Genomic DNA, 15,527 nt, shown 5'->3' on the forward strand with positions numbered 1-15,527 from the left:
CGATCTCCCACTCCGCGGCTGCCCCGTCCGGCCGGAGCGTGGGCACCCTGCTGGTGTTGGGCGCGCGTGGAGTAGGAAGTCGGCGGGTCCGACTTCCCACTCCCCAGCCGGGGGATCGCGTGTGGCTTCTGCCGGAGCCCTTGGAGTGGGAGGTCGGATCGGCCGATCTCCTACCCCGAGCCACCCGGCCGAGCGGACCGGCCGACTCCCCACTGGTGTCGGGCGCGCGTGGAGTAGGAAGTCGACGGGTCCGACTTCCTGCTCCCCAGCCGCGGGATTGCCCGGCCCGCCCGGGTGGGGTGCCTGCGTGTGGCTTCTGCCGGCCCACCGGTGCCCCGAGCCCCCGCAGCGGGAAGCCACCTGAGCCGACTTCCCACCCCACAGCGATCCCCGAGTTGCCGGGAAGTCGCTCTCGCCGACTTCCCACTCCACGACCTTCGCCCTGTGCGGCTTCGGCTTCGCCTCGCCGCTGCTTGCTGTTGCTGGTCGAGGTCACTCCGGTGAGAGGCGCAGCCAGATACACCCTCTCCCGGAAGCACCCTGTGCCCGGAGTGGGAGGTCGGATCGGCCGACTTCCCACTCCACGACTGCTCCGCCCGACCACGGTTGCCCTCGCTCGGACTGAGCGAGGGCAACCGGTTGGAGCGGGGGCGGGCGCACGTGGAGCAGGAAGTCGGCCGGTCCGACTTCCTACTCCTGAGTCATTGGATCGCCTGGCTTGGTGGCGGCGCTTGTGTGTGGCTTCTGCCGGTTCCCTTGCGGGTGGGCGCGGGGCCGGGCAGGGAACGCCGGTGCCTTGAGGCCCCAGAGCAGGAAGTCGGCCGGTCCGACTTCCTGCTCCCGAGGTGCCCGCGTACGGCGTCTGCCGGCCCACCGGCCCACCGGCGCACCGGTGCCCGAGGCTCCCGGAGTGGGAAGTCACTCTCGCCGACTTCCCACTCCGCCGGGCTCAGCTCGGTGGGGGGCCGGCGGCTTCCAGGCGGTGGACGAGGGCGCGGAGGGCGCGGAGTTCGCGGTCGAGGGCCTGGGCGCCGGTGGGGGTGAGGGTGATCCAGGTGCGGGGGCGGCGGCCCGCGTAGCCCTTGTTGACGGCGACCAGGCCGGAGTCCTCCAGGACCTTCAGGTGGCGCGAGAGGTTGCCGTCGGTGAGCCCCAACTCCTGCTTGAGGAAAGCGAACTCGACGCTCTCGGCCTCGCGGGCGATCGCCAGGATGCCGAGCCGGACCCGCTGGTGGACGGTGTCGTCCAGGGCCAGGGTCGGATGCCGCTCCTCGGTGTCGTCCGCAACGCTCATGAGGTGACCGTACGGGATGCGGCGGGCGCCCGGCGCCCGGCGGTCCACTGGGCCAGGCCGGGGGCGAGCAGGACCGCGGCGAGCAGCAGGGCCTTCGGCTGGGCGGCGTTCGCCCAGGCGGTGTCGAGGTGGTCGAGCCACGGCAGCCAGCCGTCGCCCCACACGCCCGAGAGGTAGGCGGTGAGCAGTGCGGTGTGGACGAGCCCGGTGCCGGCGACCAGCCGGTCGTGCTCGGTGAGGCCGAGGACGAGCAGGCCGAGGCCGACCACGTACCAGGGGGAGGCGTAGGAGTTGCCGAGGAGGGAGAGGCTGAACGGCACCCGGTGGGCGAAGACCAGGACGACCGGGACGGCGGCGACCAGGACGCCGGCGGCGGCCGCCGTGCCGAGCCAGGCGCCCCGGTGCGGGACGATGCCGCGGGTCTCGCCGCGCCGCCGGTACCAGCGGGCGAGGGCGAACCAGGCCAGCGGGAGGAGGGCGTACCAGAGGCCCCAGCCGATGAAGCGCAGGATGGCCCCGTCGAACTCGCCCTCCAGGCACGGACCGTCCAGGGAGTGCGGGACGCAGAGGCCGATGTACTCCGAGTACGCGAAGTAGGGGTACGAGGTGACGCTGCGCCCGTTGGCGGCGAAGTTGTAGGCCTGTCCGGCGATCGGCACGGCCGCCGCCGCCAGCAGCCCGAAGCCGAGCAGCGGGACGCCCGAGCCGCGCAGGCGGGTGCGGGCCCGGGCGCGCAGGCCCTCCGTGGCGGCGAGCAGTTCGGCCGGGCCGTCGGCCGCCGCGTCCCGGTGCAGTGTGCCCATGGTCCCCCCTGGTGACGTCGTGTCGTCGTGTCGAGCCGGCCCGTCAACTTTGCATCGCAAAGTAGATTGCGGTCAAGAGTTCACGGCACGGCAAAGCGAAGGGCCCGTCGCGGGCGAGTGCGACGGGCCCCGGGGGCGGGCGGGGTGGGTCAGCGGGCGGCGAGCGCCTCCAGGACGCGGTCCAGGGAGGTGCCGAGGCCCCAGCGGGCGGCGAGCGCCTCCAGGGTCATCGGGTCGAGCGGTTCGCCCGGCAGGGCGGGGTCGACGTCGGGCACCGGGGCGTCGGCGGCGACCCGGACGACGGTCGGGGCCACGTCGAGGTAGGCCGAGGCCTCCAGGATGTTGCGGCGCCGGGCCGGGGTGAGCGCCGAGCCGATGTCCTGGGCGGCGGTGCGGATGCCGTCCAGGTCGCCGTACTCGTGGATCAGCTGGGCCGCCGTCTTCTCACCGATGCCCTTGACGCCGGGCAGGCCGTCGCTCGGGTCGCCGCGCAGGGCGGCCAGGTCGGCGTACTGGGCGCCGCGCACGCCGTACTTCTCCAGCAGCAGCGCGTCATCGGTGACCTGGAGGTTGCCCATGCCCTTGACCGGGTAGAGCACGGTGATCGCGCGGGCGTCGTCGACCAGCTGGAAGAGGTCGCGGTCGCCGGTGACGATCTGCACCGGCCCGGTGGCGCGCGCGGTCAGCGTGCCGATCACGTCGTCCGCCTCGTAGCCGGGGGAGCCGATCCGGGCGATGCCGAGCGCGTCCAGCACCTGCTCGATCACCGGCACCTGCGGGGCGAGGGTGTCCGGCACCTCCTCCTCCCCGTCCGTGGCGGCCTCGGCGACCCGGTGGGTCTTGTACGAGGGGATGAGGTCCACCCGCCACTGGGGGCGCCAGTCGGCGTCCATGCAGGCGACCAGCTGGTCGGGCCGGTGGTCGTGGACCAGCCGGGCGATGAAGTCCAGCAGGCCCCGGACGGCGTTGACCGGCTCACCCTGCGGCGAGCGCAGGGTGTCCGGTACGCCGTAGTAGGCCCGGAAGTACAGGCTGGCGGAGTCGAGCAGCATCAGACGGGGTGCGGTCACGCCCCCGATCATGCCGTACCGGGGCGACACGGACGGCCTCCTAGTGCTCGTGCGGCCCGGCGCGGTGGACGGGCCCGTGGGCGTCGGCGCAGTGCTCGGGCGTGAGGTCGCCGGGGTGGGTGATCTGCAGCAGCGCGCCCGCCTCGTCCTCGCCGACGTGGTCGACCTGGAGGGTGCTGTGGGTGATGCCGTACTCGCCGGCGAGCCGGCGCTGCAGCTCGCGCCGCACCGCGTGGCAGTCGCCGCCCGGGGTGACCAGGATGTGCGCGGAGAGCGCGGGCTGGCCGGAGGTGATCTCCCAGATGTGCAGGTCGTGGATCTCCTCGACGAGCGGCTGGGCGACCAGCCGGTCGGCCACCGCGTCCGGGTCGACGCCGGCGGGGGCGGCCTCCAGGAAGATCCGCCCGGAGTCGCGGACCAGGCCGATGCCCGCCTTCAGCATCAGCGCGACGACGATCAGCGAGGCGATCGAGTCGGCCCGGGCGAAGCCGGTGGTCACCATGATCACACCGGCCACGGCGGTGGCGATGAACGCGTACAGGTCGGTGAGGACGTGCTGGAAGGCGCCCTCGACGTTCAGCGAGCTGCGGTTGGCCTTGGACATGCACCAGGTGGCGGCCAGGTTCACCACGACCCCGACCAGTGCGGTGATCAGCACCAGCGAACCGGTCACCTCCGGCGGCTCGAACAGCCGGCGGATCGCCTCGTAGCCGAGCCAGGCGGACAGCACCAGCAGGGTCACGCCGTTGGCCTGGGCGGAGAGGATCTCGGCGCGCTTGAGGCCGTAGGTGTAGCCGCCGCGCGCCGGGCGGGCGGAGAGCCGCATGGCGATGAGCGCGAGGACGATCGAGGCGGCGTCGGTGAGCATGTGCGCGGCGTCCGAGATCAGCGCCAGCGACTCGGCCGCGAAGCCGACCACCACCTCGCCGGCCATGAACACCACGATCAGTGCGAGCGCGCTCACCAGCCAGCGGCGGTCGGCATCGGCGGCGACGCCGTGCGAGTGGCCGCCGTGGGCCCCGTGGCCCCCGTGGCCGTGACCGCCGTGACCGCCGGGTCCGCCGTGGGACTGCTGCTTCTGGTCATGCCCATGATCATGGTGGGAGTGCTCGTGGCCGGCCATCGAAGTCCTCTCCTGGAACTCATGAACGCGCGGGGGTAAGGGGCGGGGTGTGCGAGCACCCCGCACTCGAAGTGAACCGCAGATCGTACGAAGATCCAAAGGCTGCACTGGAGACCGTTGTCATTGCCGTGCGGTAACCCCCGTCGGGTATCGTCGCGCCGCCGCTGAACAGGGGAGACGCGCATGGACACGACCGGACGGGTGAATCTGGCCATGATCGCCCGCGAATGGGGCCGAATCGGCATCACCGGCTTCGGCGGGCCGCCCGCCCACATCCTGCTGCTGCGCCGGCTCTGCGTGGAGCGCCGCAAGTGGCTCTCCCCGGAGGAGTTCGAGGACGGCATCGCGGCGACCAACCTGCTGCCCGGCCCGGCCTCCACCCAGCTCGCGATCCTCACCGCCTGGCGGCTGCGCGGCACCCCGGGCGCGCTGGTCGGCGGGGTCTGCTTCATCGCGCCCGGCCTGGCACTGATTCTCGCCCTCGCGGTGCTGTTCCTGGCGGGCGACCCGCCGGCGTGGGTGCTCGGCGCGGCCGCCGGCGCGGGTGCGGCCGTCCCGGCGGTCGCCGTGCAGGCCGCCACCTCGCTGGTGCCCGCCAGCTTCGGCCGGGCCGGCCGGGGCCGGGCGGCGCGCGCCCGCTGGGCCGGGTACGCGCTCGCCGGGGCGGTGGCCGCCGTGCTGACCGGCCCCTGGCTGGTCCTGGTGCTGATCGCCTCCGGGCTGGCCGAGGTCGCCGTCCGGCGGCGCGACGAGCGGGCCGGCCGCGAAGGCCCCCGTCGCAGCGCCGGCGGCCTGCTGCCGCTCGCCACCGCACTGCCCGCGCTGGGCGGGCTCGGGGCGGTGGCCTGGGTGGCGTTCAAGGTGGGCGCGCTCTCCTACGGCGGAGGGTTCGTGATCATCCCGCTGATGCAGGACGACGCCGTCAACCGCTACCACTGGATGACCGACGGACAGTTCCTCAACGCCGTCGCCCTCGGCCAGGTCACCCCCGGGCCAGTGGTGCAGACCGTCGCCGTGGTCGGCTACGCGGCCGCCGGGATCGCCGGCGGACTGCTCGCCGCGGCGGTCGCCTTCGCGCCGTCCTTCCTGTTCGTGATCATCGGCGGCCGGCACTTCGACCGGCTGCGCGCCGACCGGCGGGTGCAGGACTTCCTCACCGGCGCCGGCCCGGCCGTCATCGGCGCCATCGCGGGCTCGGCGCTGCCGCTCGCCGCGGCGCTCGCCCACGGCTGGCAGTGGGCCGTGCTGGCCCTCGCGCTGCTCTGGCTGGTCGCCGCCCGGCGCGGGGTGGTGCTCGCCCTGCTGGCCGCCGGCGTGGCCGGGGTGATCGCGACGGCGGCCGGACTGCCCCTGCCGTAGGAGCGGCCCGGCCCCGGCGCCCGGACCGACACCGCCCGGACCGGTACCGCCCGCGCCCGCGCCGGCTACACCTCCACCGGCTCCAGCTGCACCGGCCGCGCGGCCGTCGCCGCCCGCACCAGCGCCTGCATCACCCGAAGGTCGTCCCCCTGCTCCGGATGCCACTGCACCCCGAGCGTGAACCCCGGCCCCTCCACCGCCTCCACCGTCCCGTCCGGCGCGTGCGCGCTCACCCGCAGCCCCGTCCCCAGCCGGTCCACCGCCTGGTGGTGGAAGGTCGGCACGGTCAGCTCCGGCTCCGGCAGCAGCCCGCCGAGCAGCGTGCCCGGCACCGGCCGCACCAGGTGCGTGCCGTAGCGGCCGGGCGTTCCGCCGTGGACGTCCGTCTCCAGGACGTCCGGCAGGTGCTGGACCAGCGTGCCCCCGCACACCACGTTGAGCACCTGCATGCCCCGGCAGATCCCCAGCAGCGGCATCCCCGCCGCCAGGGCCGCCCGCAGCAGCGCGCTCTCCCAGGCGTCCCGCTCCACCGCGTCGATGTCGCTCAGCGGATGCGGCGGCTGCCCGTAGTAGGCGGGATCGATGTCCGGCCCGCCCGCGATGACGAGCGCGTCGAGCCGGGCGAGGACCTCCGGTGCGCGCTCGGGGGCGTCCGGCGGCAGCAGCACCGCGATCCCGCCCGAGTCCTGTACGTAGGCGGTGTACCGCTGCGGCAGCAGGGCCACCCTGCGCTGCTGCCAGTCGCTCCAACTCGCGTCCACCAGATAGGTGCTGACGCCGACAAAAGGCCTGCGATCCATGGCGCGCATTCTCCTCCCGTACCGCCTGATCCCTCGTCAACCTCGCACCTCGGCGCGCCACACCCGCCCGCCCTCTTCCGCGCCCCGAGCGACAGGCCGTACGGTTCGCTGTGACCGCTTGGTCTCGCTGCGTGATCGACGAGGAGGGCGTCCGCCATGTCCGACCGCACCACCGCACCCGGCACCACTGGCACCACCGCGCCCGGCGGCCCCGGCACCACCGCGCCCGGCACTGCGCCCGGCACCGAGCCCGGCGCCGCCCCCGGCACCCCGCCGCGCCGCGCCCCGCTGACCCTGGACGAGCTGCGCGCCCTGGTCGACGCCGGCGTGGTCCACACCGTCGCCCTCGGCTTCACCGACATGCAGGGCCGCCTCCAGGGCAAGCGCTTCGCCGCCCGCTTCTTCCTGGACGAGGTCGCCGAGCACGGCGCCGACGCCTGCGAGTACCTGCTGGCCGTCGACGTCGAGCTCAACACCGTCGACGGCTACGCGCTCTCCTCCTGGGAGACCGGCTACGGCGACTTCGCGATGCGCCCCGACCTGTCCACCCTGCGCCTGACCCCCTGGCAGCCGGGCACCGCCCAGGTCACCGCCGACCTGGCCGCCCACGGCGGCCACCCGGTCGCCGCCGCGCCCCGGCAACTGCTGCAGCGCCAGATCGCCCGGCTCGCCGAGCACGGCCTGGCCGCCGACATCGGCACCGAGCTGGAGTTCCTGGTCTTCCGCGACACCTACGAGCAGGCCTGGCAGGGCGGCTACCGCGGCCTCACCCCGGCCAACCTCTACAACGCCGACTACTCGCTGCTCGGCACCGCCCGGGTCGAGCCGCTGCTCTCCCGGATCCGCACCGAGATGGCCGGCGCCGGCCTGGTGGTGGAGTCCGCCAAGGGCGAGTGCAACCTCGGCCAGCACGAGATCGCCTTCCGCTACGCCGACGCGCTCACCACCTGCGACCAGCACAGCGTCTACAAGACCGGCGCCAAGGAGATCGCCGCCCAACTCGGCTGCGCGCTCACCTTCATGGCCAAGTACGACCAGCGCGAGGGCAACAGCTGCCACATCCACCTGTCGCTGCGCGACGCCGTCGGCGCGCCCGCCTTCGCCGCGGCGGACGGCCGGATGACCGACACCATGCGCCACTTCCTGGCCGGACAGCTGGCCGCGCTGCGCGAGTTCACCCTGCTCTACGCGCCGAACATCAACTCCTACAAGCGCTACCGCCCGGGCTCCTTCGCCCCGACGGCCGTCGCCTGGGGCCGGGACAACCGGACCTGCGCCTACCGGGTCGTCGGGCACGGCGTCGGGCTGCGGATGGAGAACCGGGTGCCCGGCGGCGACGTCAACCCGTACCTGGCGGTGGCCGGCATGCTCGCCGCCGGACTGCACGGGATCCAGCGGAAGCTGGAACTGCCCGCCCCCTGCCTGGGCAACGCCTACGCCGCCGACGACTACGCCCGGGTGCCCGGCTCGCTGCGCGAGGCCGCCGACCTGTGGGGCACGAGCGAACTCGCCCGCGCCGCCTTCGGGGACGACGTGGTCGAGCACTACCTGCACATGGCCAGGGTCGAACAGGCCGCCTACGACAGCGCGATCACCGACTGGGAGCGCTACCGATCCTTCGAGCGGATGTGAGCACCATCGACACCACCACCCTCACCGGGGCGCAGCCCGCCGCCCACGCCGTCCGCAACCCCACCACCGGCGAGCTCCTCGGCACCGTCCCCGACACCACCCCCGGGCAGCTGGACGCGGCCGTGCGGCGTGCCGTCGGGGCGCAGCGCGGCTGGGCCGCCCTCGCCCCCGGGGAACGGGCCCGGCTGCTGCGCCGCTTCGCCGACCAGGTGGAGGTGCACGTCCCCGAACTCGCCGCGCTGGAGGTCGCCGAGGCCGGCCATCCGGTCGGCAACGCCACCTGGGAGGCGGGCAACGTCCGCGACCTGCTGGAGTACGCGGCCGGGGGAGTGGAGCGGCTGACCGGACGCCAGATCCCGGTGGCCGGCGGCCTGGACGTCACCTTCCACGAGCCGGTCGGCGTGGTCGGCGTGATCGTGCCGTGGAACTTCCCGATGCCGATCGCCGCCTGGGGCTTCGCGCCCGCGCTGGCCGCCGGCAACGCCGTCCTCCTCAAGCCCGCCGAGGCGACCCCGCTCACCGCGCTGCGGCTGGCCGAACTCGCCCTCGCCGCCGGGCTGCCGGAGGGCCTGTTCCAGGTGGTGCCGGGAGCCGGTCCGGTGACCGGCCGGGCGCTGGTCGACCACCCCGCGGTGCGCAAGATCGTCTTCACCGGGTCGGCCGCGGTCGGCAAGGAGGTCGCCGCCCGCTGCGCCGCCGGGGCCAAGCGGGTCACCCTGGAACTCGGCGGCAAGAGCCCCAACATCGTCTTCGCCGACGCCGACCTCGAAGGCGCCGCGGACCCGATGTCCTTCCTGGACAACAGCGGCCAGGACTGCTGCGCCCGCAGCCGGATCCTGGTCCAGCGCGAGGCCTACGACGACTTCCTGGCGCTGCTGCTGCCCGCCGTCGAGCGGATCCGCACCGGCGACCCGGCCGATCCGCGCACCGACCTCGGCCCGCTGATCTCGGCCGCCCACGTCCGCCGGGTGGCGTCGTACGTGACGCCCGAACTGCCGGTGCTGGCCCGCGGAACGGTGCCCGACGGGCCCGGCTGCTGGTACCCGCCGACGGTGCTGGCGCCCACCGACCCGGACGTCCCCGCCGTCACCGAGGAGATCTTCGGCCCGGTCGCGGTGGTCCTGCCGTTCACCGACGAGGCGGACGCGCTGCGGCTCGCCAACGCCACCCGGTACGGGCTGTCCGGCTCGATCTGGACCCGCGACCTCGGCCGGGCGCTGCGGCTGGCCCGGGGCGTCGCGGCGGGCAACCTGTCGGTCAACTCGCACGCCTCGGTGCGCTACTGTACGCCGTTCGGCGGCTTCGGCGAGTCCGGGATCGGCCGCGAGCTGGGACCGGAGGCGCTGGCGCACTTCACCGAGACCAAGAACGTCTTCATCCGGACCGAGGAGTAGGAGCACCCGGTGACCCAGCAGTCCCACCACCCCCGCGCCTCCGAGAAGTCGGAGAAGGCCGCGCAGCCCGCGGCGCCGGTCTGCCGCCGGCTGGTCGGCCGCACGGCCGTGATCACCGGCGCGGGCAGCGGGATCGGCCTGGCCTCGGCCCGCCGGCTCGCCGCCGAGGGCGCCAAGGTGGTCTGCGCCGACGTCGACGAGACCACCGGCAAGGCGGCCGCCGAGGAGGTCGGCGGCCTCTTCGTGCACACCGACGTCACCGACCCGGCGATGGTCGAGGCGCTCTTCGACGAGGCCTACGAGACCTTCGGCAGCGTGGACGTCGCCTTCAACAACGCCGGCATCTCGCCGCCGGAGGACGACTCCATCCTCACCACCGAACTCGACGCCTGGCGCAGGGTCCAGGAGGTCAACCTGACCTCGGTCTACCTCTGCTGCCGGGCGGCGCTGCCGTACATGCGCCGGCACGGGCGCGGTTCGATCATCAACACCGCGAGCTTCGTGGCCCGGATGGGCGCCGCCACCTCGCAGATCTCCTACACCGCCTCCAAGGGCGGGGTGCTGGCGATGTCCCGGGAGCTGGGCGTGCAGTTCGCCCGGGAGGGCATCCGGGTCAACGCGCTGTCGCCGGGGCCGGTGGACACCCCGCTGCTGCGCGAGCTGTTCGCCAAGGACCCGGAGCGCGCGGCCCGCCGGCTGGTGCACATCCCGCTCGGCCGCTTCGCCCGGCCGGAGGAGATCGCCGCCGCGGTGGCCTTCCTCGCCAGCGACGACTCCTCCTTCATCACGGCGGGCGAGTTCCTGGTGGACGGCGGGATCGCGGGCGCCTACGTGACCCCGCTGTAGGGGCTCCGGCGGGCCGCGGGCCGCCTTCTCACCGTAATCTCATGGAAAACGCCGGAATTCGGGGCCCAGCTGATTTCGCGCTTATCCGGCTGCCTTTAGATTCTTTGTCGTGAGTGAGCAGATCCCCGCCGGGTGGTACCCGGACCCGAAGGACATCACCAGCGACCCGAGACCGCAGCGCTGGTGGGACGGCAAGGGGTGGACGGCCAACACCCGGCCCGCACCCTCGGACGCGCCGCCGCCGCCGGAGGCCCCGGCGGCCGGTGCTCCGGGGCCGGACGAGGCCGCCGGACCCCGGGTGCTGGAGGGCGAGGTGCTGGACGGCGGGCCGTCGGTCCGCTACCCGGAGCCGCCGCCCTTCGGCACCGCCTACGGTTCGCCGGTGCCGCCGCCCCCGAAGCGGCGGCGCAAGCCGTCGAAGGTGGTGATCGCGGCGGCGGTGGCGGCCGTGCTCGGCCTGGGCGTCGGCTCGGGCGTCACCTACCTGGCGACGGACGACCACGGCGAGCGGCACCGCGTCGCGCGTCCCGCCGGCCCGCCCGGGCAGGAGGGCGAGAACGGGTGGCGCGGGCTTCCGGACTTCGGCGGCCCGGGCGGTGACGGCAACGGCGGTGACGGCAACACCGACGGCGGCCAGGGCAACGGCAAGGGCGGCAGCGGCAAGGGCAACGGGAACGGCCAGGGCAACGGGAACGGCGGCCGGAACACCGGCAGCGACCGGGCCGTGGACGTCGTGAACCGGCTGGTCCTGCCCGTCCCCTCCGGCTGGGAGGGCGGCACCACCCGCGACGGCTTCGCCGCGCTCAGCGTCGGCCCCTACGACTGCGAGGGCGGCGGCTCCTGCTCCCTCGGCGGTGCCAACACCGGCCGGATCGACGGCGGCGGCACCGACGTGCAGGCGGCGGCCAAGGCCGACATCGAGAAGGCCGCCAAGGACTCCTACAACGAGATCGTCTCGCACGAGGAGCTCAAGTCCGAGCCGGTCAAGGTGGACGGCCGGGACGGCTACCTGGTCCGCTGGAAGGTCGACGCCGCCAAGGGCAATGACGGCTACGTGCAGACGGTGGTCTTCCCCTCCGCGGACGGCAAGTCGCTGGTCTCGGTGCACCTGGGCTTCGACGTCGCCGCCAAGGCGCCGGACGTCGCGGTGATGGACACCATCGTCAAGGGCATCGGCGACTTCAGCGGGAAGCTGCCGTCGATCCCCGGCATCCCCGGCGGTCCGGACGCCGGTGCCAACGGCACCGCCAACACCTGACCGGTCACCACTCGGCTCACGCACGGTGAAGGCCCGCCCGGAACGACTCCGGGCGGGCCTTCACCGCTCTTCGAGGGGGGATCGGCCGGGGCGGGCCGAACGGGGGATGGAGCGGCCCGGCCCCGGCTTCCGGCGGTCAGCCGTCGTGTCGCACAGCCTCGACCCGACGGCGCCGGAGCACCATGCCGGCCCAGCCGACACCGATCGCGGCGGCACCGGTGAGCAGCAGCGGGCCGGTGGCGGAACCGCCACCCACCGCCGCGCTGTCGGCCGCGACGACCCGGCCGGCGGGCTCCTCGGCGTTGCCGCCGTGCCCGTGGTGGGCGACGGTGGACTTGGACTGGCCGGCGGTGATCTGCTCCTCGCTCGGCGCGGCCGGGGCCTGCGCGGAGAGCGCCGACACGGCGGCGGCCGTGCCGCCCTTGCCGAAGTCGACGTCGGAGCAGCTGTAGAACGCCTCCGGGCTGTCGGTGCGCTGCCACACCATGTAGAGCAGCTGACGGCCGGTGCGCTGCGGCAGGGTGCCGCTGTAGTTGTAGTAGCCGTTGTCCGAGGTGCGCGAGGTGGGCACCTGGGCGACCGGCACCGCGTCGAGGTCGGACCACTTCAGCGGCTGGGTCGGGTCCCAGCTCTGCTTGGTGATGTAGATGGTCTGGTTGCCCTGGTGCGCGGCGGTGACGCGGAACTTGAAGTCGACCTTGCCGGCGGTGACCGGGCTGGCGGGCCAGTCGGTGCGCGCGAGGTCCAGCGCCTTGTACTTGTCGCGGCCGGCGGAGCAGAGCTTGCCGTCCGGGATCTGCGCCTGGTGGGCGCCGTTGACGCTGGGGAGGTTGACCTCGTTCCAGTCGTACAGCGGCTGGGTGCCGCCGAGGGCCACGACGTCCTTGCAGATCTGCGACTTGGGGGTCTCCGGACCCTCGGCGTAGCAGGCGGCGACCCGGCTGACCGGGTTGGTGACGGTGCCGTGCGCGGCGGCGGTGCCGATGCCGACGGCCGAGACGGAGAGGAACGCGGCGCCGACGACGCCGACGGACATGGCGGTTCGCTTGATGGACATGGGGTGGGGACTCCTTGACCGTGAACCGGGTCGAAGCTGTGGGGGACTGCCGGGCACGTCTGCCCGAGGGACCGGTCGACCCGGCGCGCGGCCCCTGGGGCTGAGCGTATGATTGGACTAGACCAGCTGGCAATAGTGCGTTGTGAGCCACTTTTTGACGGAATGTAGCCCCCCGAGCAGCGCAAAGGCCCGAGGGGGCGCCTGGGTTAGGCATCCCTTCGGGCCTGCTTAAGGTGGGGGCAAGGTTCTCCGGGGCCCCCGGGAGGGTCTACTGCCGCAGCCCGGTCTGGATGACGGAGCCGTGCACCGTCGAGTGACTCACCGTGTTGGCGACGTTGTTCACCACGACGGACTGCGGCTGCCGAGGCGTGAACTCCTCCAGCAGGTCACGGAGTTCCGCCGCCGCCTGCGGGTCCTGGCGGAGCAGCCGGCGGATCCGGTTGCGCAGCTCGGCGGCCTGGTCGCCGACCAGCTCCTCGTCGCCGTCCGCCCGGACCACCTCGACCCGGATCTCCTCCAGCTCGGCGGACACCTCCGAGGTGTCCCGGCCGCGCCCCAGCAGCCCCGCGAGCCGTGAACGCACCTGCGTCCAGGCCTCGGTGGCCATCAGTCCGACCACCGTCGTGGCGCCCGTGGTCACCAGCTGCGCGATCTCGGCCTCCACGGCCTCCCCCTCCGTACGTTCCGGTGTCCTTCCCCACGGTAGTGGAACCGCGGCCCCGCACGGGTCAGAGGAAGGTGTGTCCCTCGCCCCGGTAGGTCGGTGCGGTGCGCACCACCGCGTCCCCCTCCACGAGGTGCAACTCGGCGAACCGCTCGCAGAGTTCCCCGGCCTTGGCGTGCCGGAACCAGACCCGGTCGCCGATCAGCAGGTCGTCGGCGGCCGCGCCGAGCAGCGGCGTCTGCACCTCGCCGGCCCCCTCCATCGGGTCGTAGCGCAGCCCCGGCGGCAGGTAGGGCACGGGGGAGCGGTCCGGTCCGGGCGCGCCGGACGCGGGGTAACCGCCCCCGAGTACGGTCACCACGCCCACCCCGGGGCGGCGCACCACCGGCTGGCCGAACAGTGCCGCCGGCCGGCCGCGGAAGGCCCGGTAGTGGTCGAACAGCTGCGGCTGGTAGAGCCCGGACCCGGCGGCCACCTCGGTCACCGCGCGCTCGGCCACGGTCGACTCGACGCTGCCGGTGCCGCCGCCGTTGACGAACTCCAGCTCGGCCACCCGGCGCAGCAGCCGCACCGTGGCCGCCCGGCGCCCGGCCAGCTCGGCCCGCGCCCGGCTCTGCATCGTCCGCACCAGCGCGGAGCGCACCGGGCGGCCGGGCACCGCGTCGCCCACCCCGGCGACGTGCCCCTCGTAGGCCATCAGCCCGACCACCCGGAAGCCCCGGCGGTGCTGCACCAGTTCGGCGAAGGCGGCCACGTCCTCGGGCGTGCGCAGCGGGGAGCGGCGCGCGCCGACCCGCACCCGCCCGCCGAGCAGGTGCAGCGAGGTGTCCAGCTCCAGGCAGACCCGCACCTCGGCGGAACCGGCCCGGGCCGCGTCGACCAGGTCCAGCTGGGCGGGGTCGTCCAGCACCACGGTGACGGCCCCGGCCAGCTGCGGATCGGCGGTCAGCTCGGCGAAGCCCGCCCGGTCGCTGGACGGGTAGGCGAGCAGGACGTCGCGCAGGCCGGAGCGGGCCAGCCAGAGCGACTCGGCGAGGGTGAAGCTCATCACCCCGGCGAACCCCTCCACGGCCAGCGCCCGCTCCAGCAGGGCACGGCAGCGCACCGACTTGCTGGCCACCCGGATCGGTTTGCCGCCCGCCCGGCGCACCAGGTCGGCGGCGTTGGCGTCGAAGGCCGCCAGGTCGACGACGGCCACCGGGCCGTCCAGATGGGCGGTGGCCCGGTCGTACCGGGCGCGGTCGGCGGCCGGCGAGGGGGCGGACGCGGTGCGGGCGCCGCCGGTGGCGGCGGCTTCGAGCGTGGCCATGGGCGCAGACTGCCACACCGGGTCTACCCACGGGTAGGGGACGGACGGGGGACCTTCGGTCCGTGCGGGGGCGGGGGACCGGTGGCATAGGGTCGGCCGGGTGGACCGCAAAGACTTCTCCAACCCGGCGTTCGTCGGCAAGAACATCCCCGACCCGGGCTTCTCCGGCGACGACGGCACCGCCGACCCGGCGCTGGCCGCCGCGCTCGCCCGCTGGGCGCAGGACCGCGCGGCCGAACCGGAGGTGCTCGCGGCGCTGACCCCCACCCGGCTGATGGTGCCGATCGTGGCGATCCTCGGCGAGGTCGAGGTGGACGCGCACGGGCACCGGCACGAGAAGACGAGCGACATGGCCGTCCCGGTGCTGGAGGCCGCCGACGGCCGGCGCGCGCTGCCGGCCTTCACCTCGCTGGAGTCGCTGGCCCGCTGGCGCGCGGACGCCCGTCCGGCGCCGACCGCCGCCCCGCAGGCCGCGATGGTCGCCTTCTCCGAGCGGGCGGACACCCTGCTGCTCGACCCGGCCGGCCCGGTGCCGTTCCAGCTGTCCGGGGCCCGGCTGCGGGCGCTGGCGGAGAACCGGCCCTACCTGCCGCCGGCCGCCGACCCCGAGGTGCGCGAGGCGGTCCGGGCGCTGCTGGCGGCCGAGCCGCAGGTGACCGCCGGGCTGCTGGCCCCGGCCGAGGACTCCGACGGGGTGCTCGCGGTGGTCCTGGACCCGGCGCTGGACCAGGCCGGGATGCAGGCGGCCGCGCAGCGGGTCGGGCAGGCGGTGGCCGGTGACCCGGTGCTGCGGGTGCGGCTGGACCGCGGCCTCGACCTGGCGGTGCTGCCGGCGAGCGCCGGGCTGCCGGGCGCGTTCGGGCTCCAGGCCGGGAACATCGAGGAGGCGGGCGAACGGTCGCACGCCTGCTCCGCGAC

14 protein-coding genes are annotated in these 15,527 nt (G+C 74.4%); 6 read left to right on the forward strand and 8 right to left on the reverse strand.

What is annotated here, in order from left to right; translation table 11 throughout:
• Positions 1-949: 949 nt before the first annotated feature.
• The 4 genes from ACFXAM_RS25190 to ACFXAM_RS25205 form a co-directional block, all read right to left on the reverse strand.
• Entirely contained in the window at positions 950-1,294 is a 345-nt protein-coding gene (locus tag ACFXAM_RS25190; RefSeq protein ID WP_380294504.1) for a winged helix-turn-helix domain-containing protein, read from the reverse strand.
• Entirely contained in the window at positions 1,291-2,097 is an 807-nt protein-coding gene (locus ACFXAM_RS25195; RefSeq protein WP_380294505.1) for a hypothetical protein, read from the reverse strand. The genes ACFXAM_RS25190 and ACFXAM_RS25195 overlap by 4 nt, the downstream gene beginning before the upstream one ends.
• 149 nt (positions 2,098-2,246) lie before the next feature.
• Positions 2,247-3,149 (reverse strand): 5'-3' exonuclease H3TH domain-containing protein, encoded by a 903-nt coding sequence (locus ACFXAM_RS25200; RefSeq protein ID WP_380294517.1) that lies wholly within the window; start codon positions 3,147-3,149, stop codon positions 2,247-2,249.
• 58 nt (positions 3,150-3,207) lie between these two features.
• Positions 3,208-4,290, reverse strand: coding sequence for a cation diffusion facilitator family transporter (locus tag ACFXAM_RS25205; protein WP_380294506.1), 1,083 nt, complete (start codon positions 4,288-4,290; stop codon positions 3,208-3,210).
• A 183-nt stretch (positions 4,291-4,473) separates the two neighbouring features.
• On the opposite strand from ACFXAM_RS25205, the gene chrA reads away from it, so the two are divergent.
• Positions 4,474-5,649 (forward strand): chromate efflux transporter, encoded by a 1,176-nt coding sequence (gene chrA, locus ACFXAM_RS25210; RefSeq protein WP_380294507.1) that lies wholly within the window; start codon positions 4,474-4,476, stop codon positions 5,647-5,649.
• A gap of 65 nt (positions 5,650-5,714) precedes the next feature.
• On the opposite strand, the gene ACFXAM_RS25215 is transcribed toward chrA, so the two are convergent.
• A complete protein-coding gene (locus ACFXAM_RS25215) occupies positions 5,715-6,449 on the reverse strand; it encodes a gamma-glutamyl-gamma-aminobutyrate hydrolase family protein (protein ID WP_380294508.1) in 735 nt (244 codons plus the stop codon).
• 156 nt (positions 6,450-6,605) lie between these two features.
• Between ACFXAM_RS25215 and ACFXAM_RS25220 the strand changes: the two genes are divergently transcribed.
• The 4 genes from ACFXAM_RS25220 to ACFXAM_RS25235 all read left to right on the forward strand — a co-directional run bounded on the left by ACFXAM_RS25220 (position 6,606) and on the right by ACFXAM_RS25235 (position 11,579).
• A complete protein-coding gene (locus tag ACFXAM_RS25220) occupies positions 6,606-8,081 on the forward strand; it encodes a glutamine synthetase family protein (protein WP_380294509.1) in 1,476 nt (491 codons plus the stop codon).
• A complete protein-coding gene (locus ACFXAM_RS25225; protein WP_380294510.1) occupies positions 8,078-9,475 on the forward strand; it encodes an aldehyde dehydrogenase family protein in 1,398 nt (465 codons plus the stop codon). The genes ACFXAM_RS25220 and ACFXAM_RS25225 overlap by 4 nt, the downstream gene beginning before the upstream one ends.
• Positions 9,476-9,565: 90 nt before the next feature.
• Positions 9,566-10,321: a 3-oxoacyl-ACP reductase gene (locus ACFXAM_RS25230; RefSeq protein ID WP_380294518.1), complete on the forward strand. Its 756-nt coding sequence runs from the start codon at positions 9,566-9,568 to the stop codon at positions 10,319-10,321.
• Positions 10,322-10,430: 109 nt separating this feature from the next.
• Entirely contained in the window at positions 10,431-11,579 is a 1,149-nt protein-coding gene (locus ACFXAM_RS25235; protein ID WP_380294511.1) for a DUF2510 domain-containing protein, read from the forward strand.
• A gap of 136 nt (positions 11,580-11,715) precedes the next feature.
• On the opposite strand, the gene ACFXAM_RS25240 is transcribed toward ACFXAM_RS25235, so the two are convergent.
• The 3 genes from ACFXAM_RS25240 to ACFXAM_RS25250 all read right to left on the reverse strand — a co-directional run bounded on the left by ACFXAM_RS25240 (position 11,716) and on the right by ACFXAM_RS25250 (position 14,609).
• On the reverse strand, positions 11,716-12,636 hold the full coding sequence (locus tag ACFXAM_RS25240) for a lytic polysaccharide monooxygenase (protein WP_380294512.1): 921 nt from the start codon (positions 12,634-12,636) through the stop codon (positions 11,716-11,718).
• A 268-nt stretch (positions 12,637-12,904) separates the two neighbouring features.
• Positions 12,905-13,300, reverse strand: a complete 396-nt coding sequence (locus tag ACFXAM_RS25245; protein ID WP_380294513.1) for a hypothetical protein — start codon at positions 13,298-13,300, stop codon at positions 12,905-12,907.
• Positions 13,301-13,364: 64 nt separating this feature from the next.
• The gene (locus ACFXAM_RS25250; RefSeq protein WP_380294514.1) at positions 13,365-14,609 is read right to left on the reverse strand and encodes an amino acid deaminase/aldolase; all 1,245 of its coding nucleotides are present in this window, start codon (positions 14,607-14,609) and stop codon (positions 13,365-13,367) included.
• A gap of 100 nt (positions 14,610-14,709) precedes the next feature.
• Between ACFXAM_RS25250 and ACFXAM_RS25255 the strand changes: the two genes are divergently transcribed.
• Positions 14,710-15,527: SseB family protein (locus tag ACFXAM_RS25255; RefSeq protein ID WP_380294515.1), on the forward strand; the 818-nt coding region annotated here is incomplete at its 3' end.

This window comes from Kitasatospora sp. NPDC059462 (assembly GCF_042749955.1).
Taxonomy (GTDB): domain Bacteria; phylum Actinomycetota; class Actinomycetes; order Streptomycetales; family Streptomycetaceae; genus Kitasatospora.